This window comes from Actinoplanes sp. KI2 (assembly GCF_025630775.1).
Taxonomy (GTDB): domain Bacteria; phylum Actinomycetota; class Actinomycetes; order Mycobacteriales; family Micromonosporaceae; genus Actinoplanes.
Genome location: NZ_JAOSZE010000038.1, coordinates 46,451 through 69,237 on the forward strand (window position 1 = coordinate 46,451; position 22,787 = coordinate 69,237).

Annotated in this window: 25 protein-coding genes and 1 riboswitch; of the genes, 12 read left to right on the forward strand and 13 right to left on the reverse strand. The window is 71.8% G+C overall.

Going from position 1 to position 22,787, the window contains the following annotated elements; translation table 11 throughout:
* Positions 1 to 32: 32 nt before the first annotated feature.
* The 3 genes from ODJ79_RS34025 to ODJ79_RS34035 are packed head-to-tail and all read left to right on the forward strand — an operon-like array spanning position 33 to position 1,374.
* Positions 33 to 332 (forward strand): ArsR/SmtB family transcription factor, encoded by a 300-nt coding sequence (locus tag ODJ79_RS34025; protein WP_263027746.1) that lies wholly within the window; start codon positions 33 to 35, stop codon positions 330 to 332.
* Positions 329 to 733, forward strand: a complete 405-nt coding sequence (locus tag ODJ79_RS34030) for a Fur family transcriptional regulator (RefSeq protein WP_263027747.1) — start codon at positions 329 to 331, stop codon at positions 731 to 733. Before ODJ79_RS34025 ends, ODJ79_RS34030 begins: the two co-directional genes overlap by 4 nt.
* A 26-nt stretch (positions 734 to 759) precedes the next feature.
* The gene (locus ODJ79_RS34035; RefSeq protein WP_263027748.1) at positions 760 to 1,374 is read left to right on the forward strand and encodes a hypothetical protein; all 615 of its coding nucleotides are present in this window, start codon (positions 760 to 762) and stop codon (positions 1,372 to 1,374) included.
* Here the strand turns inward: ODJ79_RS34035 and ODJ79_RS34040 are convergent.
* Positions 1,349 to 1,879, reverse strand: a complete 531-nt coding sequence (locus ODJ79_RS34040; RefSeq protein ID WP_263027749.1) for a DUF6328 family protein — start codon at positions 1,877 to 1,879, stop codon at positions 1,349 to 1,351. The genes ODJ79_RS34035 and ODJ79_RS34040 overlap by 26 nt on opposite strands.
* A gap of 53 nt (positions 1,880 to 1,932) precedes the next feature.
* Complete coding sequence (locus ODJ79_RS34045; RefSeq protein WP_263027750.1) at positions 1,933 to 2,754, reverse strand: alpha/beta fold hydrolase; 822 nt, start codon at positions 2,752 to 2,754, stop codon at positions 1,933 to 1,935.
* Positions 2,755 to 2,819: 65 nt separating this feature from the next.
* Positions 2,820 to 2,924: riboswitch (TPP riboswitch) on the forward strand.
* Between the two features lie 63 nt (positions 2,925 to 2,987).
* On the opposite strand from ODJ79_RS34045, the gene ODJ79_RS34050 reads away from it, so the two are divergent.
* Genes ODJ79_RS34050 through ODJ79_RS34065 form a run of 4 tightly spaced genes read left to right on the forward strand, consistent with a single transcriptional unit; the run spans position 2,988 to position 6,752 of the window.
* The gene (locus ODJ79_RS34050) at positions 2,988 to 3,566 is read left to right on the forward strand and encodes an ECF transporter S component (RefSeq protein ID WP_263027751.1); all 579 of its coding nucleotides are present in this window, start codon (positions 2,988 to 2,990) and stop codon (positions 3,564 to 3,566) included.
* A 21-nt stretch (positions 3,567 to 3,587) separates the two neighbouring features.
* Positions 3,588 to 5,018 carry an ABC transporter ATP-binding protein gene (locus ODJ79_RS34055; protein WP_263027752.1) on the forward strand — a complete coding sequence of 477 codons (1,431 nt, stop codon included), beginning with the start codon at positions 3,588 to 3,590 and terminating at the stop codon, positions 5,016 to 5,018.
* On the forward strand, positions 5,015 to 5,800 hold the full coding sequence (locus ODJ79_RS34060; protein ID WP_263027753.1) for an energy-coupling factor transporter transmembrane component T family protein: 786 nt from the start codon (positions 5,015 to 5,017) through the stop codon (positions 5,798 to 5,800). The genes ODJ79_RS34055 and ODJ79_RS34060 overlap by 4 nt, the downstream gene beginning before the upstream one ends.
* A gap of 22 nt (positions 5,801 to 5,822) precedes the next feature.
* Positions 5,823 to 6,752, forward strand: coding sequence for a methylenetetrahydrofolate reductase (locus ODJ79_RS34065; RefSeq protein WP_263027754.1), 930 nt, complete (start codon positions 5,823 to 5,825; stop codon positions 6,750 to 6,752).
* Here the strand turns inward: ODJ79_RS34065 and ODJ79_RS34070 are convergent.
* Positions 6,749 to 7,579 (reverse strand): aldo/keto reductase, encoded by an 831-nt coding sequence (locus tag ODJ79_RS34070; protein WP_263027809.1) that lies wholly within the window; start codon positions 7,577 to 7,579, stop codon positions 6,749 to 6,751. The genes ODJ79_RS34065 and ODJ79_RS34070 overlap by 4 nt on opposite strands.
* A 303-nt stretch (positions 7,580 to 7,882) precedes the next feature.
* Between ODJ79_RS34070 and ODJ79_RS34075 the strand changes: the two genes are divergently transcribed.
* Both ODJ79_RS34075 and ODJ79_RS34080 read left to right on the forward strand, forming a co-directional pair.
* Entirely contained in the window at positions 7,883 to 8,176 is a 294-nt protein-coding gene (locus tag ODJ79_RS34075; RefSeq protein WP_263027755.1) for an MTH1187 family thiamine-binding protein, read from the forward strand.
* Positions 8,177 to 8,319: 143 nt separating this feature from the next.
* A complete protein-coding gene (locus ODJ79_RS34080) occupies positions 8,320 to 8,994 on the forward strand; it encodes an HAD family hydrolase (RefSeq protein ID WP_263027756.1) in 675 nt (224 codons plus the stop codon).
* 460 nt (positions 8,995 to 9,454) lie between these two features.
* Here the strand turns inward: ODJ79_RS34080 and ODJ79_RS34085 are convergent, their stop codons facing one another.
* Together ODJ79_RS34085 and recO are read right to left on the reverse strand one after the other, a co-directional pair.
* Positions 9,455 to 10,234 carry an isoprenyl transferase gene (locus tag ODJ79_RS34085; RefSeq protein WP_263027757.1) on the reverse strand — a complete coding sequence of 260 codons (780 nt, stop codon included), beginning with the start codon at positions 10,232 to 10,234 and terminating at the stop codon, positions 9,455 to 9,457.
* Positions 10,234 to 11,022: a DNA repair protein RecO gene (gene recO, locus ODJ79_RS34090; protein WP_263027758.1), complete on the reverse strand. Its 789-nt coding sequence runs from the start codon at positions 11,020 to 11,022 to the stop codon at positions 10,234 to 10,236. Before recO ends, ODJ79_RS34085 begins: the two co-directional genes overlap by 1 nt.
* 109 nt (positions 11,023 to 11,131) lie before the next feature.
* On the opposite strand from recO, the gene ODJ79_RS34095 reads away from it, so the two are divergent.
* Both ODJ79_RS34095 and ODJ79_RS34100 read left to right on the forward strand, forming a co-directional pair.
* Positions 11,132 to 11,920, forward strand: coding sequence for a DUF4097 family beta strand repeat-containing protein (locus tag ODJ79_RS34095; protein WP_263027759.1), 789 nt, complete (start codon positions 11,132 to 11,134; stop codon positions 11,918 to 11,920).
* Positions 11,917 to 12,663 (forward strand): thioesterase family protein, encoded by a 747-nt coding sequence (locus ODJ79_RS34100; protein ID WP_263027760.1) that lies wholly within the window; start codon positions 11,917 to 11,919, stop codon positions 12,661 to 12,663. The genes ODJ79_RS34095 and ODJ79_RS34100 overlap by 4 nt, the downstream gene beginning before the upstream one ends.
* Here ODJ79_RS34100 and ODJ79_RS34105 read toward each other — a convergent pair.
* The 8 genes from ODJ79_RS34105 to ODJ79_RS34140 all read right to left on the reverse strand — a co-directional run bounded on the left by ODJ79_RS34105 (position 12,643) and on the right by ODJ79_RS34140 (position 20,409).
* Entirely contained in the window at positions 12,643 to 13,674 is a 1,032-nt protein-coding gene (locus ODJ79_RS34105) for an acyltransferase family protein (protein ID WP_263027761.1), read from the reverse strand. The two genes, ODJ79_RS34100 and ODJ79_RS34105, sit on opposite strands and share 21 nt — an antisense overlap.
* 70 nt (positions 13,675 to 13,744) lie before the next feature.
* Positions 13,745 to 14,713, reverse strand: coding sequence for a GTPase Era (gene era / locus ODJ79_RS34110; protein ID WP_263027762.1), 969 nt, complete (start codon positions 14,711 to 14,713; stop codon positions 13,745 to 13,747).
* A 520-nt stretch (positions 14,714 to 15,233) separates the two neighbouring features.
* On the reverse strand, positions 15,234 to 15,614 hold the full coding sequence (locus ODJ79_RS34115; RefSeq protein ID WP_263027763.1) for a cytidine deaminase: 381 nt from the start codon (positions 15,612 to 15,614) through the stop codon (positions 15,234 to 15,236).
* The gene (locus ODJ79_RS34120) at positions 15,607 to 16,983 is read right to left on the reverse strand and encodes a hemolysin family protein (protein ID WP_263027810.1); all 1,377 of its coding nucleotides are present in this window, start codon (positions 16,981 to 16,983) and stop codon (positions 15,607 to 15,609) included. Before ODJ79_RS34120 ends, ODJ79_RS34115 begins: the two co-directional genes overlap by 8 nt.
* A complete protein-coding gene (gene ybeY / locus ODJ79_RS34125) occupies positions 16,983 to 17,453 on the reverse strand; it encodes an rRNA maturation RNase YbeY (RefSeq protein WP_263027764.1) in 471 nt (156 codons plus the stop codon). Before ybeY ends, ODJ79_RS34120 begins: the two co-directional genes overlap by 1 nt.
* A 24-nt stretch (positions 17,454 to 17,477) precedes the next feature.
* Positions 17,478 to 18,554 (reverse strand): PhoH family protein, encoded by a 1,077-nt coding sequence (locus ODJ79_RS34130; RefSeq protein WP_263027765.1) that lies wholly within the window; start codon positions 18,552 to 18,554, stop codon positions 17,478 to 17,480.
* A 125-nt stretch (positions 18,555 to 18,679) separates the two neighbouring features.
* Positions 18,680 to 20,059, reverse strand: coding sequence for a serine hydrolase domain-containing protein (locus ODJ79_RS34135; RefSeq protein WP_263027766.1), 1,380 nt, complete (start codon positions 20,057 to 20,059; stop codon positions 18,680 to 18,682).
* A complete protein-coding gene (locus ODJ79_RS34140) occupies positions 20,056 to 20,409 on the reverse strand; it encodes an HIT domain-containing protein (RefSeq protein WP_263027767.1) in 354 nt (117 codons plus the stop codon). Before ODJ79_RS34140 ends, ODJ79_RS34135 begins: the two co-directional genes overlap by 4 nt.
* A gap of 23 nt (positions 20,410 to 20,432) precedes the next feature.
* Here ODJ79_RS34140 and ODJ79_RS34145 point away from each other — a divergent pair, with 23 nt between their 5' ends.
* Positions 20,433 to 22,784: a glycoside hydrolase family 3 protein gene (locus ODJ79_RS34145; RefSeq protein WP_263027768.1), complete on the forward strand. Its 2,352-nt coding sequence runs from the start codon at positions 20,433 to 20,435 to the stop codon at positions 22,782 to 22,784.
* Positions 22,785 to 22,787 lie beyond the last annotated feature (3 nt).

Genomic DNA, 22,787 nt, shown 5'->3' on the forward strand with positions numbered 1-22,787 from the left:
TCACGGGGCCGAGGGATAAATTGGCGGGAACCATGACGACCACCGGTTATGAGGCCTACGAGTCGGCCGGGGAGCTGCTGCGCGCCCTCGCCGCGCCGATCCGGGTCGCGATCGTCGCCGAGCTCGGCGAGGGCGAGCGCTGCGTGCACGAGCTGGTGGAGAAGCTGGGCGCACCCCAGCCGCTGGTCTCCCAGCACCTGCGGGTGCTGCGCGGGGCGGGAGTGGTGCGTGGCGCGCGCCGCGGCCGGGAGATCGCGTACTCACTGGTGGATGATCATGTCGCGCGTATCGTCGCCGACGCCGTCAACCATGCGCGGGAGGTCCGATCTTGAACGCCGAGACGAGTGCACAGCGCAACACCAGGCAGCGCACCGCGGTGAGCGCCGTGCTCAACGACGTCGAGGGCTTCAACAGCGCCCAGGAGCTGCACGCGCTGCTGCGCGAGCGGGGCGAGCGGGTCGGGCTGACCACGGTGTACCGCACGCTGCAGGGACTCGCCGACGCCGGCGAGATCGACGTGATGCGCCCGCCCGGCGGCGAGCACCTGTACCGCCGCTGCAGCCAGGGCCATCACCACCACCTGGTGTGCCGGGTCTGTGGCCGGGCGGTCGAGGTGGAGGGCCCGGCCGTCGAGTCGTGGGCGGAGAAGGTGGCGGCCAAGCACGGCTTCGCCGACGTCTCACACACCATGGAGATCTTCGGCACCTGCCCGGACTGTGCGACCAAGCGGTAACACCGTCCACGTGCGACGCTTCCCCCGTGAAGCTCTACGCCGAGCGGCTGCCCACCGCCATCCGTCAACTGCTCACCGACATCGTCGTGGTGGTCTGGGTCTATCTGTGGATCCGGGCCGGCCTCTGGGTGCACGACATGGTGCAGAAACTGGCCGTCCCGGGGCAGAAGCTGCAGAGCGCGGGCGGCGGCATCGCGGACAACCTGGCCGACGCGGGCAGCAAGGTCAACCGGGTGCCGCTGGTCGGCGACCAGTTGGTCAAGCCGTTCAACGGTGCCGCCGACGCGGCCCGGGCGATCGCCGACGCCGGCCGGCAACAGCAGCATGTCGTCGACCAGATGTCGGTGCTGCTGGCGATCCTTGCCGTCTCGGTGCCGCTCGCGCTGGTGGTCTTCCTCTGGCTGCCGTTCCGGTTGCGCTGGATGCGCCGGGCCGGGCTGGCGTCGGCCGTACGCGCCGAGCCGGCCGGCCGCGACCTGCTGGCCCTGCGCGCCCTGGCCGGCCGGCCGCTGAACGAGCTGACCCGGCTCGGCCCGGACATCGCGCAGAGCTGGCGCAACGGCGACGCGGAGGCGGTCGACGCGCTCGCCGCGCTCGAGCTCAAGCGGCTCGGGCTCACGGCGTCGGGTCGTCGGCGTTGAGCGCCTCCTCCTCCCGCTCGTCGGCCTCGTCGATCCAGTTGTGCCGGTAGAGCGGGAGGCCGACCCAGAAGAACAGGAACCACAGTGCCGCGGTCCCGCCCAGCACGATCGCGACCCAGCGGGTGAGCAGGTAGTCGACGATCAGGAAGATGCTGCTCACCATCGCGATCAGCAGGAACGCCAGGCCACCGGTGACCATCCGGTGCGCGTAGCGGACCAGCTCCGGCTTGCGGCCCTGGCGGAACAGCGCGCGATGGAACGCGACCGGCGAGATCAGCATCGCGGCGGCACCGGCGGCGGCGAGCAGCGCGACCACGTACAGGTCGCGCTGCAGCGTCGAGACGTGCGCGAAGCCGTTGCTGAACGGCAGGGTGAGCAGGAAGGCGAAGAGGATCTGCACGCCGGTCTGCGCCACCCGCAGCTCCTGGAGCAGGTCGCCGAAATTGCGATCCCAGCGGTGTCTCTCGGTCTCGTGCGCCAGCCGGTTTCGTCTTTCCGGCCTCATGCCGGCCGGTTCTCTGTCCTCATGCCGCTCTCACGCCGGCCGGTTCGCTGTTCTCATGCCGGCCGGATGCGAGCCAGCGCGCAGTCGGCGACCGACTCCGGCGCCTGCTCGGGCGCCCAGTGGCTCACCCCGCGCAGCACCACCAGCTGGAAATCGGCCTCCACCCAGTCCCGGGTACGCAGCGCGGCGGTGCGGGCGACGACCAGGTCGCGGTCGGGCCAGATGTACGTGGTCGGCACGGTGATCACCTGCGCGCCGCCGAGGTCGGTGCCGGCCAGGCCGCGGTACCAGTTCAGGCCGCCGGTCAGCCGGGCCGGGTCGGCGCGCATCGCGTCCACGTACAGCCGGGCGCGGTCGCCGATCGGACGCAGCATCGCCTTGAGCGCGGCCCCGCCGCCGGCCAGCAGGACGCGCTCCGCGATCGCCGAACGGAACAGGGCGAAGTAGGCGAACCGGGCGCGCTGGGTCGGGCGTACCCGCATCGCCAGCTGCAGCGCCTTGGGGTGCGGCACGGAGACGACGGTCAGGGTGCGCACCCGGTCCGGGTGCATCGCGGCGAGCAGCCAGCCGATCTGCGCGCCCCAGTCGTGGCCGATCACGTGCGCCGACTCGAGGCCGAGGGCGTCGAGCACCGCGACGGCGTCCGCGAGCGGCTCGGCGATCCGGTAGGCGGAGACCGCGTCGGGTCGCGCTCCGGGCGAATAGCCGCGCTGGTCGAGGGCGTACGTGCGCAGGCCGGCCGCGTGCAGCCGGGGCAGGATCAGGTCGAACTCGCGGTGATCCTGCGGGAACCCGTGCAGGAGCAGTACCGGGTCGCCGTCCGCCGGTCCGCCCTCGTACACGTCGAAGGTGAACCCCCGCGCCTTGATCTCCATGTTGTAGATCACTCCTCCGCTGTCGCACGCCCCCCACCGGTGTTAGCGTCACCATCGAAGCACATGCAATCCGACAGGGGAGCGCACAGCGCTGAGAGTGTGGGGACACCCGCAGACCCTCGTACCTGATCTGGGTAATGCCAGCGCAGGAAGCTCGGTCTTTTCTCCAGCCGTGCCGTGGCGAGCCACGGCGCTGCGTCTCCTCCCGGTAGCTATAACTGGGAGGTCAACTCATGGAGTCCACCAACCGATGGCGCACGATCGACATCGTGATCGCCTCGATCGTCGCGGTCGCGTTCGGCGTCATCTTCTGGGCCTGGGGCCTGCTCTGGAACGGGCCGCTGAGCGGCATCACCGAGCCGGTCCGCTGCGTCATCTACGGCATGTGGCTGGTGCCGGCCGTGCTCGGCGCGCTGATCGTGCGCAAGCCCGGCGCCGCCTTCTACACCCTCACCCTCGCCTCGCTCGTCTCGGTCGCCATCGGCACCAGCTGGGGCTGGACCCTCGTGATCCAGGGCCCGCTGGAGGCGCTCGGCGCCGAGCTGATCTTCGCGGCGTTCGCCTACAAGGTGTACACCCTGCCGGTGGCCATGCTGGCCGGCGCCACCGCGGGCGTCGTGGCCTCGGTGTACGACGCGGTCGTCTGGTACCCCGGCTACTCCTGGGCCACCTTCCGGATCCCGTACATCCTGGTCACCGCGGCGTCCTCGCTGGTGATCGCCGGCCTCGGCAGCGTGCTGCTGGTCCGCGCGCTGGCTCAGACGGGTGTGCTCGACCGATTCCCGGCGGGCCGGTCGCGCGCGCTGGTCTGATTCTTGGTTCGATGGTGAATCATGAGTCGGGTCGAGTTGCGGGGCTTCGGGTGGCGGCATGCCGGCCGCCGCGCGTGGGCTGTCCGGGACGTCGACCTGACCGTCGAGCACGGTGAGCGGGTGCTCCTGCTCGGCCCGTCCGGGGCCGGCAAGAGCACCCTGCTCGCGGCGCTGGCCGGCCTGCTCCCGGCCGACTCGGGCGAGTCGGCCGGCACGGTGACGATCGACGGGCTCGAGCCGCGCGCCGCCCGCGACCGGGTCGGCATCGTCTTCCAGGACCCGCAGACCCAACTGGTGATGGCCCGCAGCGGCGACGACGTGGCGTTCGGGCTGGAGAACCGCGGGGTGCCGGCCGCCGCGATCTGGCCGCGGGTCAGCGACGCGCTCGACCGGGTCGGCTTCCCGTACCCGATCACCCGCTCGACCGGCGCGCTCTCCGGCGGCGAGGCGCAGCGGCTCGCGCTGGCCGGGGTGCTCGCGCTGCGGCCCGGCCTGCTGCTGCTCGACGAGCCGACGGCGAACCTGGACCCGGCCGGTGCGCAGCTGGTCCGCGAGGCGATCGGCCGGTCCCGGGACGACGAGACGCTGATCGTGGTGGAGCACCGGGTCGCCGAGGCGCTGCCGCTGGTCGACCGGGTGGTGGTGCTCGAGCCCGGCGGCGGGATCCGGTCGGACGGCGCGCCTGAGGTCGTGTTCGCCGCGTACGGGGATCGGCTCGCCGCCGAGGGCGTGTGGGTGCCCGGGTTCGCCATCCCGCCGCTCAAGGCCGGCGTCCGGGGCACGGGCGAGCTGGCCCGGGCCGACGGTGTCGCGGTCGGGCAGCGGCTGGCGCCGGTCTCGATGTGCGTCGGCGAGGGCGAGGTGCTGGCCGTCACCGGGCCGAACGGCGCCGGCAAGTCGACGCTCGCGCTGGTGCTGGGCGGGCTGCTGGCGCCGACCGGCGGGCAGGTCACCGCGTTCGGCGACCCGCGCCCGCCGCACCGGTGGAAGGCCACCACGCTGACCGAGCGGATCGGGTCGGTCTTCCAGAATCCGGAGCATCAGTTCGTCACCGCGCGGGTGGCGGACGAGCTCGCGGTCGGGCCGCGGCGACTCGGCCGGGGCGAGGCCGAGATCAAGGAGACGGTGGACGCACTGCTCGACCGGTTGCGCCTGACCAAGCTGGCGCAGGCCAACCCGTACACCCTCTCCGGGGGTGAGGCCCGCCGGCTGAGCGTGGCGACGGCGCTGGCCACCGCGCCGCGGCTGCTCGTCCTCGACGAGCCGACCTTCGGCCAGGACCGGCGCACCTGGATCGAGCTGGTCACGCTGCTGGCGACGCTGCGCGACGAGGGGCACGGCGTGGTGGCGATCACCCACGACGACGACTTCGTGCAGAAGCTCGCCGACCGTACGTTTCCGCTGGGGTCGCCGCGCCTGCCCGACCCGCTTCCCCGGCGGCGGCGCTGGTGAGCTTCGCCCTGCAATCGGTCGCCGATCCGGCCGCGCCGCTCGCCCGGCGCAACCCGGTCGCCAAGCTTGCCGCCGCGCTGCTGTTCGCGCTGCCGCTGATCACCACGCTGGATCCGCTCACCCCCGCCCTCGCCCTGGCCATCGAGCTCACCGTGCTGCCGCTGTTCGGCGTCCGGTACGCGGTGCTGGCCCGGCGCGCCTGGCCGCTGCTGGTGGCCGCCGCGGGCGTGCTGATCTCGTTGGTGCTGTTCGCGGCCGACCGCTCCGGCCGGCTGCTGGTCGACCTCGGGCCGTTCGACATCACCAGCGGTGTGCTGATCACCGCGCTCGGCCTGATCCTGCGACTGTTCGCGATCTCGCTGCCCGGCGTGATCGTCTTCGCCACCACCGACCCCACCGACCTGGCCGACGCGCTGGTGCAGAACGCCAAGGCGCCGGCCCGCTTCGCGATCGGCGCGCTGGCCGCGTTCCGGCTGCTGCCGCTGCTGGGCGCCGAGTGGCAGACGCTGACGCTGGCCCGGCGGGCGCGCGGCGTGGACACCGGCTTCCGCGCCTTCCCGGCGCTCGCCTTCGCCCTGCTCGTGGGCGCCCTGCGGCGCGGTACCCGGCTCGCGGTGGCGATGGACGCGCGCGGTTTCGATTCGGCCGTTCCCCGCACGTACGCAAGGAAGCAGGTTTTTTCGAAGGGCGACTGGCTGCTGATCGTGGGCGCGGTCGCCCTGGCCACGCTGGTGATCACCACGACCGTCCTCACCGGCATGTTCCGGCCGATCCTCGGTTAACGCCACTTTCTAAGCTGTCCGGATGTCTCGTCCCCCCTTGCAGTCGATGCTGACCGAAGCGCAGAGCGGTGTGTTGCTGTTCGGCATCACCCCGCCGCGGCAGAGCTCCACCCCGGCGCGAATCAAGGAGATCGCCGCGGTCACCCTCGAGCGGTTGTCCGCCCTGGATCTCGACGGCCTGATCCTGTACGACATCGTCGACGAGGCGGAGCGGAACGCGTCCGAGCGCCCGTTCCCGTATCTGCCGACGCTCGACCCGGCGTCGTTCCACGCGGAGCACCTCGGCGAGTGGGACCGGCCCACGATCATCTACCGCTGCGTCGGCAAGTACGACGAGGACGAGCTGCGCACCTGGCTGCACGGCGCCGACCCGGGCCGGGTGCTGAGCGTCTTCGTCGGCGCCTCCGCCGGCGACCAGCCGGTGCGCACCAACCTGCGCCGGGCCCAGGACCTGCGCGCCGAGATACGCCCGGAGCTGCAACTGGGCGCCGTGGTGATCAGCGAGCGGCACGCCCGCTCCGGCGACGAGCACCGCCGCATGCTGGCCAAGCAGGAGCGCGGCTGCAGCTTCTTCATCTCCCAGGTGATCTACGACGTGGGCGAGACCAAGAACCTCATCTCCGACTACTTCTACGCCTGCCAGGACCTGGGCATCCAGCCGCGGCCGGTGATCTTCACGCTGTCGCTGTGCGGCTCGGAGAAGACGCTGGAGTTCCTCCAGTGGCTGGGCGTGGACGTGCCCCGCTGGATGGCGAACACCCTGCGCCACTGCGCCGACCCGCTGGCGGAGTCCTACCGGGAGTGCCTGGCCATCGCCCGCGACCTGCAGGCGTTCTGCTTGCGGCTGGGCATGCCGTACGGCTTCCACGTGGAGAGCGTGTCGATCCGCAAGACCGAGATAGAGGGTGCGACCCGGCTGGCCGCCGAGATCGGCGCCCTGCTGCGCGGTTAGGCGGGGCTGCGCTCCAGCTCATGCAGTTCGTCGGCGGTCAACCGCACGGCGCCGGCCGCGACGTTGGCTCGCAGGTGCTCCTCGCGGCCGGTGCCCGGGATGGCGAGCACATGCGGCCCCTGATGCAGCGTCCACGCCAGCTGCACCTGATGTGGCGTGATCCGGTGCCGGGCGGCGACCCGCGCGACCGCCTCGTCGTGCTCGCCGCTCGGCCCCGCCTCGCGCCCCGCCCCCGCGATCGCGAAGAACGGCACGAACGCGATGCCCCGCTCGCCGCACACCCGCAAGAGCTCGGCACTGCGCCGCTGATCCAGCGAGAAACTGTTCTGCACGCAGGTCACCGGCGCAATCGCGGACGCCTCATCCACCTGCTCGAGCCGGACGGCGGAAAGCCCGAGATGCCGAATGAGCCCCTCGTCCCGCATCTTCGCGAGCGCCGCGAACCGCTCCCCCACCGAGTCGGCGCCCCGGAAGACCCGCAGATTCACCAGATCCAGGCGGTCCACCCCGAGCCGCCGCAGATTCTCCTCGACCTGCCGGCGCAGTTCGGCGGGCGTCCGGGCCTCGCACCACCCGCCGTCCGGCCGGACCCCGGGACCGACCTTGGTGGCAATGAAAACCTTTCCCGCGTACGGGTGAAGCGCGCGCCGAATGAGCTCGGTCGCATACCGAGCGGGGCCCTCCCCCACGCCCAGGACCCCGCCGGGCGAGAAGTAGAAAGCCGCGGTGTCGATGTGGTCGACGCCCAGCTCGACCGCCCGCCGCAAAACGCGAACCGCATTGTCCCCGTCCGGATCCACGGTGAGTCGCATGGACCCGAATCCCATCCGGTTGACAACCCGATCCCCGAGCAGCCAGGTCCCCGCAGCCGACGCCTCAAGCACCGCAGCACCCTACAGCGGGTCGGTACAAAAGGTCGGCCGGCCGCGCACGAACGGGCAACACCCGCGGCAGATCGGTCCTCGACCTGCGGGGAAGCGCGATCTCATCGCCGGATTTTCCGGCCGCCGACCGGCCGTCCACCCGCCTTCCGCCGCGTCGCGGGCGTCTGTGAGAGCGCTCTCTTTGTTCCCCAACCGCGATCGGCCAAGGCTTGCCGAGCACCCCGGAAAGGCTGGGACGATGGGCGAATGCTGGTTGCCTTTTCCGTGACGCCGATCGGCACGGGTGAGTCGGTGGGGGACCTGGTCGCCGAGGCGGTCCGGGTCGTGCGCGCCTCCGGCCTGCCCAACCACACCGACGCCATGTTCACCACGATCGAGGGTGAGTGGGACGAGTGCTTCGCGGTCGTCAAGCAGGCCGTGGCGGCCGTCGCCGCGGGTGGCGCCCGGGTCAGCCTCTCGCTCAAGGCCGACGTGCGGCCCGGCGTCACCGACGCCCTCACCGCCAAGGTCGCGCACATCGAACGGGCGCTGCAAGAGTGAGAACGGACGCCGAAGTGAGAACGGACGCCGAAGTGAGAACGGACGCCGAAGTGAGAACGGACGCCGAAGTGAGAACGGACGCCGAAGTGAGAACGGACGCCGGAGTGAGGACTGACGCTGCGGAACGGCGACCGGGCGCGCGCTTGCGACGCCTGGTCATGTGGGACGTCGACTACACCCTGCTGCGCGGCGGCGGGGTGGCCGGGCGGGCCTGGAAGCGCGCCTTCACCGAGGTCACCGGCCTCCCGTGGCGGTCCGACCCGCAGTTCGGCGGGCGCACCGACATGGACATCTGCGTCGAGGTGTTCGCCGCGCACGGTGTCACCGACTGCACCCCGGAGCGGTTCTTCATCCGCTACGTCGAGAACTTCCTGGCCGTGCGCCACGAACTCGGCGAGCAGGGCGCGCTGATGCCGGGCGTACGGGATGTGCTCGGTCGTCTCGGCGACGACCCGACCGTGGTGCAGACGCTGGTGACCGGGAACGTCCCCGAGGTCGCCCGGGCCAAGGTGGCCGCCTTCGACCTCGCCGACTCCTTCGACGCCGAGGTCGGCGGCTACGGCACCGACGACGCCGTCCGGGCGACCCTGGTGCGGCGCAGCCTGGAACGGGCCGAGGCGAAGTATGGCGAGCGCTTCGCCCCGGTCGTCGTCGGCGACACGGTGCACGACGTGACGGCGGCGCTGGCCAACCACGCGTACGCGGTCGGCGTGGCCACCGGGTCGACCAAGATGGCCGACCTGGCGCTGGCCGGCGCGCACGCGGTGCTGCCGGATCTCTCCGACGTGGAAGCGACGGTGCGGATCCTGAAGCTGTAGGCCGTCGCCCGGCTCCAGGCGGCGGTCACCACCGCGAAACGCCTGACCGAGAACCCGCTCGCCGAGATGGGCTCGGTCCCGCGCGACCGCTACCACGCCGAGGACCGCGAGCACGCAGCCGCCGCCGCAACAGCGCGCACAGCACCGCCGAGCCGACCCACCCAGACGCCCCGCCGCAACAGCGCGCACAGCACCGCCGAGCCGACCCACCCAGACGCCCCGCCGCAACAGCGCGCACAGCACCGCCGAGCCGACCCACCCAGACGCCCCCGCCGCAACAGCGCGCACAGCAACGCCGAGCCGGCCCACCCAGACGTCCCGCCGGCATGAGCGACCCGGGTCAGTCGGCCGCACCGCAGCCGGCCCGCACACCCGGGCCGGCCGGGTCGGCGGCTCGGTCTGCCTGCCTCGACCGGTCACGCGATCCTGCGCCGGTGTCGCCCGGCGCGTCCCAGAACACCTAAGCCGGCGCCACCGGGTTGGGCAGCGCGCCGCCGAAGCGGCGGTCCCGGCCCGCGTACAGCTCGCACGCGTACCACAGGTGGCGGCGGTCGAAGTCGGGCCAGAGAGTGTCGAGGAAGACCATTTCCGCGTACGCCGACTGCCAGAGCAGGAAGTTCGACGTGCGCTGCTCGCCGGACGGGCGCAGGAAGAGATCCACCTCGGGGACCTCGGGGTGGTACAGGTATTTCGCGATCGTCTTCTCGTTGACCCGGTCGGCCTTGAGCTTGCCGGCTGCCACGTCCCGGGCGATGGCCGCGGCGGCGTCGGCGATCTCGGCCTGGCCGCCGTAGTTGACGCAAAACTGCAGCGTGAGCGTGGTGTTGTGGCGGGACATCTGCTCGGCGGTCTGCAGCTCCTGGATCACGCTCTTCCACAGCCGGCCGGGCCGGCCCGACCACACCACCCGCACGCCGAGGTCGACCAGCTGGTCGCGGCGGCGGCGGATGACGTCGCGGTTGAAGCCCATCAGGAAGCGCACCTCGTCGGGCGACCGCTTCCAGTTCTCGGTGGAGAACGCGTACGCGGAAAGGTAGGGAATGCCCAGCTCGATCGCGCCCTCGATGGCGTCGAACAGCGAATACTCCCCCTGCTCGTGACCCTTGGTGCGGGAGAGCCCGCGCTCCTTGGCCCACCGCCCGTTGCCGTCCATGACGAGCGCGACGTGACGCGGCAGTGACCCCTTGGGCAGCTCGGGCGGGCGGGCCCCGGACAGGTGCGGGGTGGGCGGACGCGGCATCAGGAAGTCTCCCGTCGATCGACAAGCGGGAGCGAGCGCAGCGCCCGCTCCATGTGCCATTGCAGGTGGGCGGCGACCAGGCCGCTGCACTCCCGGCGCACCGGCGGCTCGGACGCGTCGGCGACCGACCAGTCGCCCGCGGTCAGCGCGCTCATCAGGGCCAGCGTCGCGGGCGCCGGGTGGGCCGCGCCGGGCGGGCGGCAGTCGGGGCAGACCGCGCCGCCGGCCGGCACCGAGAAGGCGGCGTGCCGGCCCGGGGTGCCGCAGACCGCGCACTCGGCGATCGCGGGCGCCCAGCCGGCCGTGGTCATGGCGCGCAACAGGTATGCATCGAGCACCAGGCTGCCCGCGTGCTCCCCGGCGGCGAGCGCCTTGAGCGCGCCCAGGGTGAGCTGGAACAGCCGCAGCGACGGCTCGCGCTCGATCGGGGTGAGCCGCTCGGCGGTCTCGGCGATCGCGCTGGCCGCGGTGTAGCGCGGGTAGTCGGCGAGGAACTGTTTGCCGTACAGCGCGACGGCCTCGACCTGGCTGACCGAGTGCAGCGAGCTGCCGACGCCCTCGGGCGAGCCGGCCAGCTGCAGGTCGACGTGGCCGAACGGCTCGAGCCGGGCGCCGAAGCGGGAGGTCGTGCGCCGCACGCCGCGGGCGACCGCGCGCAGCCGGCCGTGCCGCCGGGTGAGCAGCGTGATGATCCGGTCACTCTCGCCGAGCTTTTGCACGCGCAGCACCACCGCGTCGTCGCGGTAGAGCTGGCGGCGGTAGCCGGATCCGGTGGGCACGGAAGCCATTCTGCCCCTGCGGTACGACAAACCCTGACCCGGATCTCAGGGTCATCTCGGGGATCGCTCAGTGAGAGGACCGATGGTGCCGGGACCGGCCCCCGAATAGCGTCAGGCCATGACCACGACCCTGATCCGGCGTGCCGGAGTCCTCGCCCTCATCGCCACGACGGCGGCCGGCCTCGGCGGCTGCGCCGGCGTGGTCGGGGCGAAGATGACCTACGACGACACCGAGAAGGGCAAGATCACCGATATTGTGCTCTCCGGCGGGGCCGGCGACATCACCGTGACCACCGCCCCGGTGACCGAGACGACGATCCGCCGGGTGATCCGCCAGGCCACCAATCCGGACACTTCGTACCAGTTGCAGGGCACGACGCTGACGATCGACACGTCCTGCGGCATGCGCTGCTCGGTGTCGTACGAGATCAAGACCCCGCCCGGCGTGAAGGTGCACGGCCGGCAGGGGTCCGGCGACATCCGCCTGGACGGCGTGGCCGACACCGACCTTCAGCTGACCTCGGGCGATCTCATCGTGGCCAACGCGACCGGCCCGGTGCAGATCCGCGCCACCTCCGGCGACATCCACGTCAACGACGCCAAGAGCTCGGTGAAGGTCCAGTCCACCTCGGGCGACATCGAGGCGCTCCAGGCCGGCGGCCCGGTCGACGTCCGGGTCACCTCCGGCGACGTGCGGGTGTCGCTGGCCGCGCCGAACTCGGTGACCGCGCACACCACCAGCGGCGATGTGTCCGTCGGCGTGCCCCAGGACGGCAAGTACAAGCTGGTCACCAGCCACGGCTCGGGCGACCTCAACATCGATGGGCTGGAGAGCGACTCGTCGTCGAAGAATGTGATCGACGTCCGAGCCGGGAGCGGAGACGTCACCGTAGCCTCGGTGGGGTGAGCTTCTACCAGCCGCTCGGCGACGACCACTATGCACCGACCGAGTTCACCGAGTCCCCGTGGGACAGCGCCATGCAGCACGGCGGCCCGCCTGCCGCGCTGCTCGGCCACCGGCTCCGCCTGACCGGCCTGCGACTGGCCCGGATCACCGTGGACTTCCTCGGGCCGATACCGCGCCGCGAGTTCCGGGTCGAGGTGTCGCCGGTCAAGCCGGGCCGGCTGACCGCGCTCAACGAGGCCCGGATGCTGGTCGACGGCCGGGTCGCGGTGACCGCCCGGGCCTGGCACATCGCGCCCGGCCCGCAGCCGCCGGTGGTCTCCGAGCCGGTCCTGCCGCCGGCCCTGCCCGAGCGGGAGGACGTGTTCGACGGCGGCTGGGGCTACGGCCGGGCGATCGAGTGGCGGTGCACCAAGGGCGGCCTGAACGCCTTCGGCGAGACGCACGCGTGGACCCGGGTGCGGATGCCGCTGATCGAGGGAGTGCCGATCGACGGGCAGGACCGCGCGCTGATCGTGGCCGACTCGGCGAACGGGCTCTCCGCCGAGCTGCACTGGGACAAGTGGCTGTCCATCCCGCCGACGATGACCGCCACGCTGCTGCGCGAGAGCGGCGACGAGTGGGTGCACATGGCCTGCCGCACCATCCTGAGCGACGACGGCCTGGGCCTGGCCGAGGCGGTCCTGTCCGACGAGCACGGAAAGATCGGTCAGGTCGCCCAGCCGCTACTGGTCCGAGCGCGCTAGGGCGTACGCCGGGGCCGGCGATAGCGGCGCCCGGCGACTCGGCGCCCCGGGCACCAGGGCGGGACGCCGCCCGGCCGAGACGTCCTCGATCCAGCCCACCGCCAGGACGACCAGCGACAGCGCCGCCGTCACCACGGCGAGCCGCCAGCCGATACCGACCCAGCCGAAGATCGGCAGCCCCGACCACTCCGCGAAGCGGGCGACCGCGACGATCAGCGGCACGTGCCAGAGATAGATCGTCAGGGCCCGCGCGTTCAGCACGGTCAGCAGCCGGCTCGGCCGCACGGTCGGCGACACCCCGAGGGCGACCAGGATGAAGGCGGCCGACCAGAGCGCGTTGCCGAGCGGGATGTCGTTCAGGTCGAAGCCGCGCGGGCCCGGATGGGTCAGCGTCCAGGCGGCACCGGCCACCGCCAGCACGCCGACCAGCCAGCAGCGGCGCTTGGTGAGCCGCAACAGGCCGTCGTGGTGGGCGAAGCCGAGCAGCCAGGCCCCGCCGTACAGGGCGACGTCGTGCAGCACCGGCGGCGGGCGCCACCCGGCGAAGGTGAGGACGGCCAATGCCACGTACGGGATGATGATCGTCACCAGCGGCGCCCGCCGGAACAGCGGTAGCAGCAGCGGCGACAGGATCACCAGCCAGAGGAAGTCGCGCAGGTACCACATCGCGGCGAGCCCCTCGAGCCAGAACCCGGTGGCCGGCGGGTCCTGCAGCGGGAACGCCCACAGCAGCACCCGCCAGTCCCAGACCAGCCCGATCGCGAGCATCGCCGGCACCGCGATCGCCACCAGCACCCAGAGCGAGGGCAGCAGCCGCTGCAGCCGCTTCTCGACCGCGAACGGCCCGTAGCGGTCGAGCGAGGCGGCCATCAGTGACCCGCCGAGCGCGAACATCACCGACATGGCGGGGAACACGATGCTGAGGGCGGCCCAGCCGGTGGAGTGGTAGACGACCACGCGGACGGTCGCGACCGCACGCAGCAGGTCCAGGTACTGGTTACGCGTACGCATAGGACCACTGGCTTACCCAAGCCACACCCAAGGTCACAAATCGGAGTGAATTATCCCATAATACGCAAAATCAGAAACCTAGCTTGCGCAATTGACGGGGATCACGCTGCCACTCCTTGGCCACGCGCACGTGCAGATCGAGATACACCTTGCCACCGAGAAGCTGCTCGATCTCTGCCCGGGCCCGGCTGCCGACCTCCTTGAGCCGGACGCCGCGCGAGCCGATCACGATCGACTTCTGGCTGTCCCGCTCGACGTACAGATCCGCATAGATCTTCGTGAGACCGCCCTCGACGATCATCTCCTCGACCAGCACCGCGATCGAGTGCGGCAGCTCGTCCCGCACGCCCTCGAGCGCCGCCTCCCGGATCAACTCGGCGATCAGCACCTGCTCCGGCTCGTCGGTCAGCACGTCGTCCGGATACAGCTGCGGCGACTCCGGCAAGTACTTGATCATCACGTCGACCAGGTTCTGCACCTGGTGCCCGGAGACCGCGCTCACCGGCACGATCTCCGCGAAATCGTGCAGCTGGCTGACCGCCAGCAAATGCTCGGCCAGCCGCCGCGAGTCGACCAGATCGACCTTGGTGACCACCGCGAGCACGGTCGCCTTCAACTCGGCCATCTCCGCCGAGATGAACCGGTCGCCGCGCCCCACCGGCTCATCCGCCGGGAAACACACGCCGATCACGTCGACCTCGCTCCACACCTCCCGCACGAGGTCGTTGAGCCGCTCCCCCAGCAATGTCCGCGGTCGATGCAGCCCCGGCGTGTCCACCAGCACGAGCTGCGCGTTCTCCCGGTGCAGAATGCCCCGGATCACGTGCCGCGTGGTCTGCGGCTTGTTCGACGTGATGGCAATCTTCTGCCCGATGATGGCATTGGTCAGCGTGCTTTTCCCGGCGTTCGGCCGCCCCACGAAGCACGCGAATCCGGCCCGATAGACCTCGTCCGTCGCGTCGCTGCGCGCCGCTTCCGCATGCCGATGCGACTTCGTTTCCGCATACCGCGGCGACTTCTGAGCGGTTGCCTCCGGCATTTTGTCCGTACGCGTGGGCGCCGCCGACGCCGATTCCGGCCGTCCCGCATTCTTGGCCGGTCCACCCGGTTCCCGGCGCGGCCCTGCCCCGCCCGTCCGGTCGTCCCTCGGCCCGCCCCCTGAATGATGCGTCCGCGAACCGCTTCGGGCACCGTCCGTCCACCCGGCCGCGCCCGCACCGGAACGCTTGCCACCGCCCGCGGCGGAACGTTTGCCACCGCCCGCGCCGGAGCGCGACCCTCGTCCGCTCTCGGTCGCCGCCTCGGCCCGCCGGGCGGCCCGCCTCTCCTGGCGCCGCAATTCGTTGCGCTCGCCGGCAGTGAGCCGCCGCTCGTCGCTCGCGCCGGACTTGCCTGCGCCGGACCGGCCCGCGCCGGATTTCCCCGACCCGGTCTTGCCCGCGCCGGTCCTGCCCTCGCCGGACTGGTCCGTCATGCCGTGCCCACCTTAGGCATGCCCTTCTGGCCCTCGCCTGCGGCCTGGGCGGGCAACTCGCGCCAGTGCCGCTCGGTGCAGGCGGTCATGCCGTAACCGTGCCGAGCAGGGCGCCGGTCGGCCCGGCCACGTGGATCGGGGCGTCCCCGGACAGGTCACGCACCGCCGCGTGTCCCGCGCCGTCCAGCTCCGACGCCTCGGTGGCGACCGCCGCCGCCTCGATCTTCGTCGCGCCGGACGCCACCGCGGACGCCACCGCGAGCTGCAGGGCGGTCACCGCCAGGCTGGGCAGCACCACCGTGGCCGCGGCGTAGGTGCGACCGTCCTGGTCGCGTACGGCGGCACCCTCGACCGCACCCACCCGCGCGCGTGCGCTTCGCGCCAGGGTGACCAGCTTGTTGTCCTCGGCGCTCAGCGCCGAGCCGTCGGTCGCCGGCACGGCGGAGGCGGGAGTCAGGTCAGGCATCGGCGGTCAGTCTTTCCTCTGTCTCGGTTTCGGAATCGGGCTCGGCCGGCTGCTCCGGCGGCGTGACCCGGCGCACCAGCACCGAGTCGATCCGGTTCCGCCGGCCGGTCGTGCCCTCGGCGACCAGGCGCAGCCCGCCCATGTCGACGTGCGCGCCGGGAATCGGCACCCGGCCGAGCGTCTGCGCCAGCAGGCCGCCCACGGTCTCCACCTCGTCGGCGGGCAGCTCCACCCCGAAGATCTCGCCGAGATCCTCGATCGGCAGCCGGGCGGTCACCCGCACCGCGCCGTCCTCGAGATGCTCGACCGGCGGCCGCTCGACGTCGTACTCGTCGGTGATCTCGCCGACGATCTCCTCGAGGATGTCCTCGATCGTGACCAGGCCCGCGGTGCCGCCGTACTCGTCGACCACGATCACCAGGTGGGTCCGCGCCGACTGCATCTCCGACAGCAGGTCGTCGACCGGCTTCGACTCGGGCACGAACGTCGCGGTCCGCATCAGCTCGGCCACCGCCTGCGCGGTCGCCGCCGGGTCGCCGGACTGGGTGCGCCGGATCACATCCTTGAGATAGAGCACGCCGAGCACGTCGTCCACGCTCTCGCCGATCACCGGGATGCGCGAGAAACCCGAGCGCAGGAAGAGGTACAGCGCCTGCTGCAGCGTCTTCGACGTCTCTATCCACACCATCTCGGTACGCGGCACCATCACCTCGCGGGCGATCGTGTCACCCAGCGCGAACACCGAATGGATCATCTCGCGCTCGCCGTGCTCCACCACCCCGCGCTGCTCGGCCAGGTCCACCAGCTCACGCAGCTCGACCTGGCTGCCGAACGGCCCCTCCGGGAACCCCCTGCCCGGGGTCACCGCGTTGCCGATCAGGATCAGCAGCGAGGCCAGCGGGTTCAGCACCTTGCCCAGCCAGCGGATCAGCGGCGCCGCGGCCCGGCCCACCGCGTACGCGTGCTGGCGGCCCACCGTACGCGGGGCGACACCGACCACGACGAAGCTGACCACGGTCATCGCGCCGGCCGTGACCAGCGCCGCCTGCCAGCCCACCCCCCAGCTGTCCACCGCGACCAGCGCGATCAGCGTGGTCGCGGTCAGCTCGCAGAGCAGCCGCAGCAGGAGCAGCAGGTTGAGGTGGCGCACCACGTCCTTGGCGACGGCGGCCAGCGCCGCCGCGCCGCGCTGCCCCTCCCGGGCCATCTCGGCGGCCCGGGCCGGCGACACCGTGGCCAGCGCCGCGTCGGCCATCGAGGCGAGCCCGGCGAGCAACACCAGAATCACGGCCAGGGAGATCAGTTGTACGTCCGGCAGGCCCGCCGAGGTGTTGCCTGCCGCGAGTAGATGGGCGGGGTCCACGGCGATCAACCGGCCTGCCGGCCGGCCCGCCATGCCTGCAGCAGGCGGTTCTGCAACGAGAACATCTCGCGCTCCTCCTCCGGCTCGGCATGGTCGTAACCGAGCAGGTGCAGGGCGCCGTGCACGGTGAGCAGGTGCAGCTCGTCGGCGGGCGAGTGGCCGGCCGCCACCGCCTGCTTGGCGGCGACCTCCGGGGCGAGCACGATGTCGCCGAGCAGCGCCGGCTCGCCGGTGCCGGCCTCGCCCGGACCGTGGTCGACGCTGCCCTCGTCCATCGGGAACGCGAGGACGTCGGTGGGGCCGTCACCACCCATCCAGCGGTGGTTCAGCTCCGCCATGTAGTCGATGTCGACAAGCAGGATCGACAGCTCGGCGAGCGGGTTGACACCCATCTCGTCGAGTGCGTACCGGGCCACCGCGAGGATCGCGTCGGTGTCGACCTCGACTCCCGACTCGTTGGCGATCTCGATGGACATAGTGGTGCTCTTTACCCCTTGGACTCAGCGCCTACGCCCGGACCGGCCGCCACCACTGGCGGCGCGCCCGGGAACGGCATGAACGGATGTGGCGGGTTGCTCCTGCGCCTCGTCGTACCGCGCATATGCGTCAACGATCTCGGCCACCAACCGGTGCCGGACGACGTCGGCGCTGGACAGCTCGGCGAAGTGCACGTCGTCGACATTCTGCAGGATCTCGCGGACGACCTTGAGGCCGCTCTTGGTCCCGCCGGGCAGGTCGACCTGCGTGACGTCGCCGGTGACCACGATCTTCGACCCGAACCCCAGCCGCGTCAGGAACATCTTCATCTGCTCGGGCGTGGTGTTCTGCGCCTCGTCCAGAATGATGAACGCGTCGTTCAATGTCCTACCACGCATGTAGGCCAAGGGGGCCACTTCGATCGTGCCGGCCGCCATCAGGCGCGGGATCGACTCGGGGTCGAGCATGTCGTGCAGGGCGTCGTACAGCGGGCGCAGGTAGGGGTCGATCTTTTCGGTGAGGGTGCCGGGCAGGAAGCCCAGCCGCTCGCCGGCCTCGACCGCGGGCCGGGTCAGGATGATCCGGCTGATCTGCTTCGCGGTCAGCGCCTGCACCGCCTTGGCCATCGCCAGGTACGTCTTGCCGGTACCGGCGGGGCCGATGCCGAACACGATCGTGTTCTCGTCGATGGCGTCGACGTACCGCTTCTGGCCGAGCGTCTTGGGGCGGATGGTGCGCCCGCGCCGGGAGAGAATGTTGAGGGTCAGCACCTCGGCCGGGCGCTCGGTGGTGTTCTCCTCGAGCATCGTGACGGTCCGCCGCACCGAGTCGACGGTCAGCGTCTCGCCCTTCTCGATCAGCTCGATGAGCTCGGAGAACAGGCGCTCGGCGATGGCGTTCTCGGCGGGGTCGCCGGTGATGGTGATCTCATTGCCACGGACGTGGACGTCGCTGGCGAGGGTTCGCTCGATGAGCCGCAGGATTTCGTCCTTGGCACCCAGCAGGTTAACCATGATCTTCGGGTCGGATACCGAGATCTTGGTCTGCACCCGCGCCGCGCCACTGGAGCCCGCGCTGGAAGGGTTCGGCGTACCGGTCATAGGGCGGCCCGCAGGCCTCCGCACCTGCTTTCATTTTTGTCGTCGCTGACACCGGCGACGGGTACCAAAGGATCGTGCCATCGTATCCGCTCGGCCCTCCCGCCGCCGATGCCATTATCGCCCGCTCAGTCGCCGTTGCCGTCCCACGCCGCGCCCCCGTCGAAGGCCTCCTGCACCCGGGTGAACCGGTAGGTGGCCCAGTGCATCCGCACGATCACGCCGTGCTCGTCGCGGGTGAGCCGGAGCTGCTCGCCCGCCTCCCGCCCGGAGACGGTCCGCAGCACGTCCGGCCGGTCCGGCAGCGGCCGGAAGACCGCCGGCGGCCGGTCGGCCGGCACGCCGGCGGCCCGCGCCTGCAGCGCGCCCTCGTGCCAGGAGAAGACGAACTGGCCGCCCTCGCTCCACCAGACGCCGAGCGCCGAGCGGTACTCGCGCGGCGCGGGCGGCGCCGGGCGCCACGGCTTGATCTCGGCCGGGTCGGCGTCGACGGCGATCCGCAGCAGCTCGTGCACCAGCTCGTTGACCTGGCCGGCGGTGCCGGAGGAGCCGAGCACCGCGCAGCCGAGCCCGTCCGGCGCGCCGTCGCCGCGACGGCCGTAGACACCGGCGAGGAAGCCGGGCATGGCGCCGTCGTGGCCGACGTGCACGGCCCGGCGGGCTTGCGGGGCCAGCAGCAGGCCGAGGCCGAAGCCGCTGGCCCAGACCGTCTCCTCGCGCGGCGTGAGCGGCCAGCGCATCTCCTCGAGCGTGGCGGCGGCGAGGACTTTGCCGTCCGGGTCGGCGGTCTGCGGCGAGACCAGGAAACTGGCCCAGCGGGCCATGTCGGTGGCGGTGCTCCACAGCTGGGCGGCCGGCCCGACGCCGCCGAGGTCGGGCTGCGGCTCGGGGCGGGCGGCGTCGGAGTACTCGTCGACCAGGTAGCCGACCGCGGCCTGGGCCGGCCGGTCGGCGGTGGTGGCGGTCAGGCCGAGCGGGGTGCCGATCCGGTCGGCGAAAAGCTGCTCCCAGGTGGTGCCGTGCAGCTTGGCGACCAGGTGGCCGAGCACGGCGAAGCCGAGGTTGGAGTAGTGGAACCGGCGGGCGTTGGGCAGCACCCGTTCGGCCTGGTCGAGCTGGGCGAGCAGGTCCGCGGCGTCCGGCGTGACCAGGGTGTCCCACACGTCGCCGGCCGGTTCACGCTGGAAGCCGGCGGTGTGCGAGAGCAGCCGGCGCGGGGTGGCGTCACCGTGCGCCGGGACGTCGAGGTACGCCGAGATCGGCTCGTCGAGGTCGAGCAGTCCCTCGTCGCGGGCCTGCATGACCAGCACCGCGGTGAAGGTCTTGGTGACCGAGCCGATCCGGAAGCGGGTGTCCGGGCCGAGCGGGTGGTCCGGGTTGCCGGACTCGCCGACGGTGAGCACCCAGGGCTCGCGGTCGGCCCGGTGCAGCGCGACCGACAGCGCCGGGATGCGGCCGTCGGCCTGGGCCTGCCGGGCGGCGCGCTCGAACCGGGCGGCGGCCGTCATCGACGGGCCAGCATGGGGCCGAGCGGCTCGCCGCCGAGAACGTGGGCGTGCACGTGGAACACCTCCTGCCCGGCGTACCCCCCGGTGTTGAACAGCAACCGGAAGCCCTCCATGATCAGACCCTCGGCCTCGGCCACCGCGGCGCAGGCGGCGAGGAGGTCGGCGGAGCCGGTCGGATCGTTCTGTGCGAGCGTGACCACGTCGGCGTGATGCTCCTTGGGGATCACCAGGACGTGCACGGGGGCCTTCGGGTCGATGTCCCGGAAAGCGAGCGTGGTGTCGGTCTCGTGCACGACCGTGGCCGGGATCTCGCCCGCGACGATGCGGCAGAACAAGCAGTCATTGTCCACCCCCGAGATCATAGGGTGAGCAGATGATCGAAATTGCGGACGTCATCAAGCAGCTCTCCCTTGAGGAGAAGGTGTCGCTGCTGGCCGGGCAGGACTTCTGGTCGCTGCCGGCGATCGAGCGGATCGGATTGCGCTCGCTGGTGATGTCGGACGGGCCGATCGGCGTACGCGGAACGGGGTGGGCGCCGGACGATCCGTCGATCGCGCTGCCGAGCCCGACCGCGCTGGCCGCGGCCTGGGACCCGGAGCTGGCCGAGACGGCGGGCCGGCTGCTGGGGCAGGAGGCGCGGCGCAAGGGGGTGCACGTGGTGCTCGGCCCGACGGTGAACCTGCAGCGGACCCCGCTCGGCGGCCGGCACTTCGAGTGCTATTCGGAGGATCCGCTGCTCAGCGGCGAGATCGCGGTGGGATTCGTGCGCGGCGTACAGGCGCACGGGGTGGGCACCACGGTGAAGCATCTGGTCGGCAACGACTTCGAGACCGACCGGATGGAGGTGGACGTCCGGATCGACGAGCGAACGCTGCGCGAGATCTACCTGGCGCCCTTCGAGCGGGTGGTCGAGGCCGGCGGGTGGGGCGTGATGAGCGCCTACAACGGGGTGAACGGCTCGCCGATGGCCGCCAACGGCCGGCTGCAGGACGAGATCCTCAAGGGCGAGTGGGGCTTCGACGGCGTGGTCGTCTCGGACTGGCGGGCCGCCCGCTCCACCGTGGGCGCGGCGCTGGGCGGGCTGGACATCGCGATGCCGCAACTGGAGAACCCGTGGGGCGGCGCACTTGTCGAAGCCGTTCGCGCGGGCGAGGTGCCGGAGGCGGTGATCGACGAGAAGGTACGCCGGGTGCTGCGGCTCGCCGTACGCGTGGGAGCTTTTGCCGATCTTCCCGAGATCGCCGAGAACCTGGACGGCGACCGGGTCGCACACGAGGTGGCCGCCCGATCGTTCGTGCTGGCGCGGAACGAGAACTACACGCTTCCGCTCGAGGCGGCCGGCCTGACCCGGGTCGCGGTGATCGGCGCGCTGGCGATGGACGCGCGGGTGCTCGGCGGCGGCAGCGCACAGGTGTCCCCGCCGCACACGATCTCCCCGCTCGAGGGCCTGGCCCGGGCGCTGTCCGGAGTGGACGTCGAGTACGCGGTCGGCGCCGACCCGCGCCCGTTCCTGCCGGCCCTGCACGCCCCGACCCGGGTGACCATCGGCTCGCATTCCTTCACCGTCGACCCGGCCGCGGTGCGCTGGATCGGCTCGCTCCCCGGCGGCCTGGACCCCGCGCAGGTCGACGGCCTGCGCCTGGAGACCACGTACGTCCCCGACGAGAGCGGCCCGCACACCTTCGCGGTCTCCGGTTTCGGCTCGTTCCGGCTCGCGGTGGACGGCGACCTTCAGTACGAGGGTGCCCTGCACCCGGCCAACACCGGCCGTGCCGAGCTGCTGCTGTTGCCCCGCGAGCAACGCGTCACCGTGGAACTGACCGCCGGCGTCCCCGCCCGGATCGTCCTCGACCAGTTCATCGCACCCGGCGCCGCTCACTCGGTGGCCACCACGCTGGGCCACCGCCCGCCGCGCCCGGACGAGGACGGCATGATCGAGGAGGCGGCCCGCGTGGCCGCCGAGTCCGATGTGGCGGTGGTCGTGGTCGGCACCACCGAGCAGGTCGAGTCGGAGGGCTTCGACCGCACGTCCCTGGCCCTCCCCGGCCGCCAGGACGAGCTGGTCTCCCGGGTGGCCGCGGCCAACCCGCGCACGATCGTGGTGGTGAACGCCGGCTCCCCGGTCCTGATGCCCTGGTCGTCCGAGGTGGCGGCGATCCTGCTGACCTGGTTCCCGGGCCAGGAGGGCGGCGCCGCCCTGGCCGACGTGCTACTCGGCGTCACCGAGCCGGGCGGCCGCCTGCCCACGACGTGGCCTCGAGCCGAGGCCGACTGCCCGGTCTTCTCGATTTCGCCTCGGGACGGTGTGGTCGCCTATGACGAGGGCGTGTTCGTCGGCTATCGGGGCTGGCTGCGCTCCGGGAAGCCGCCGCTCTACGCCTTCGGACATGGGCTCGGCTACACCACGTGGAGCTACGACGAGATGGTGGTCGACGCCACCGAGGCGATGGTCACGGTGAGCAATGTGGGCGCACGCTTCGGCCGCGAGGTGATTCAGGTGTACGTGTCCCCCACCGCCCCCGACCCGTCCCGCCCGCAGCGCTGGCTGGCCGGCTTCGCCAACGTCGAGGCCCACCCGGGCGAGACGGTCACGGTGCGGATCCCGCTACCCCCGCGAACGTTCCAGACCTGGAACGAAGGCTGGAAAACGGTCCCCGGCGACTACACCATCCACGCCGCCCACGCCGTGGACGACCTACGCCTGTCGGCAACGCTGCCCATCTGAGAA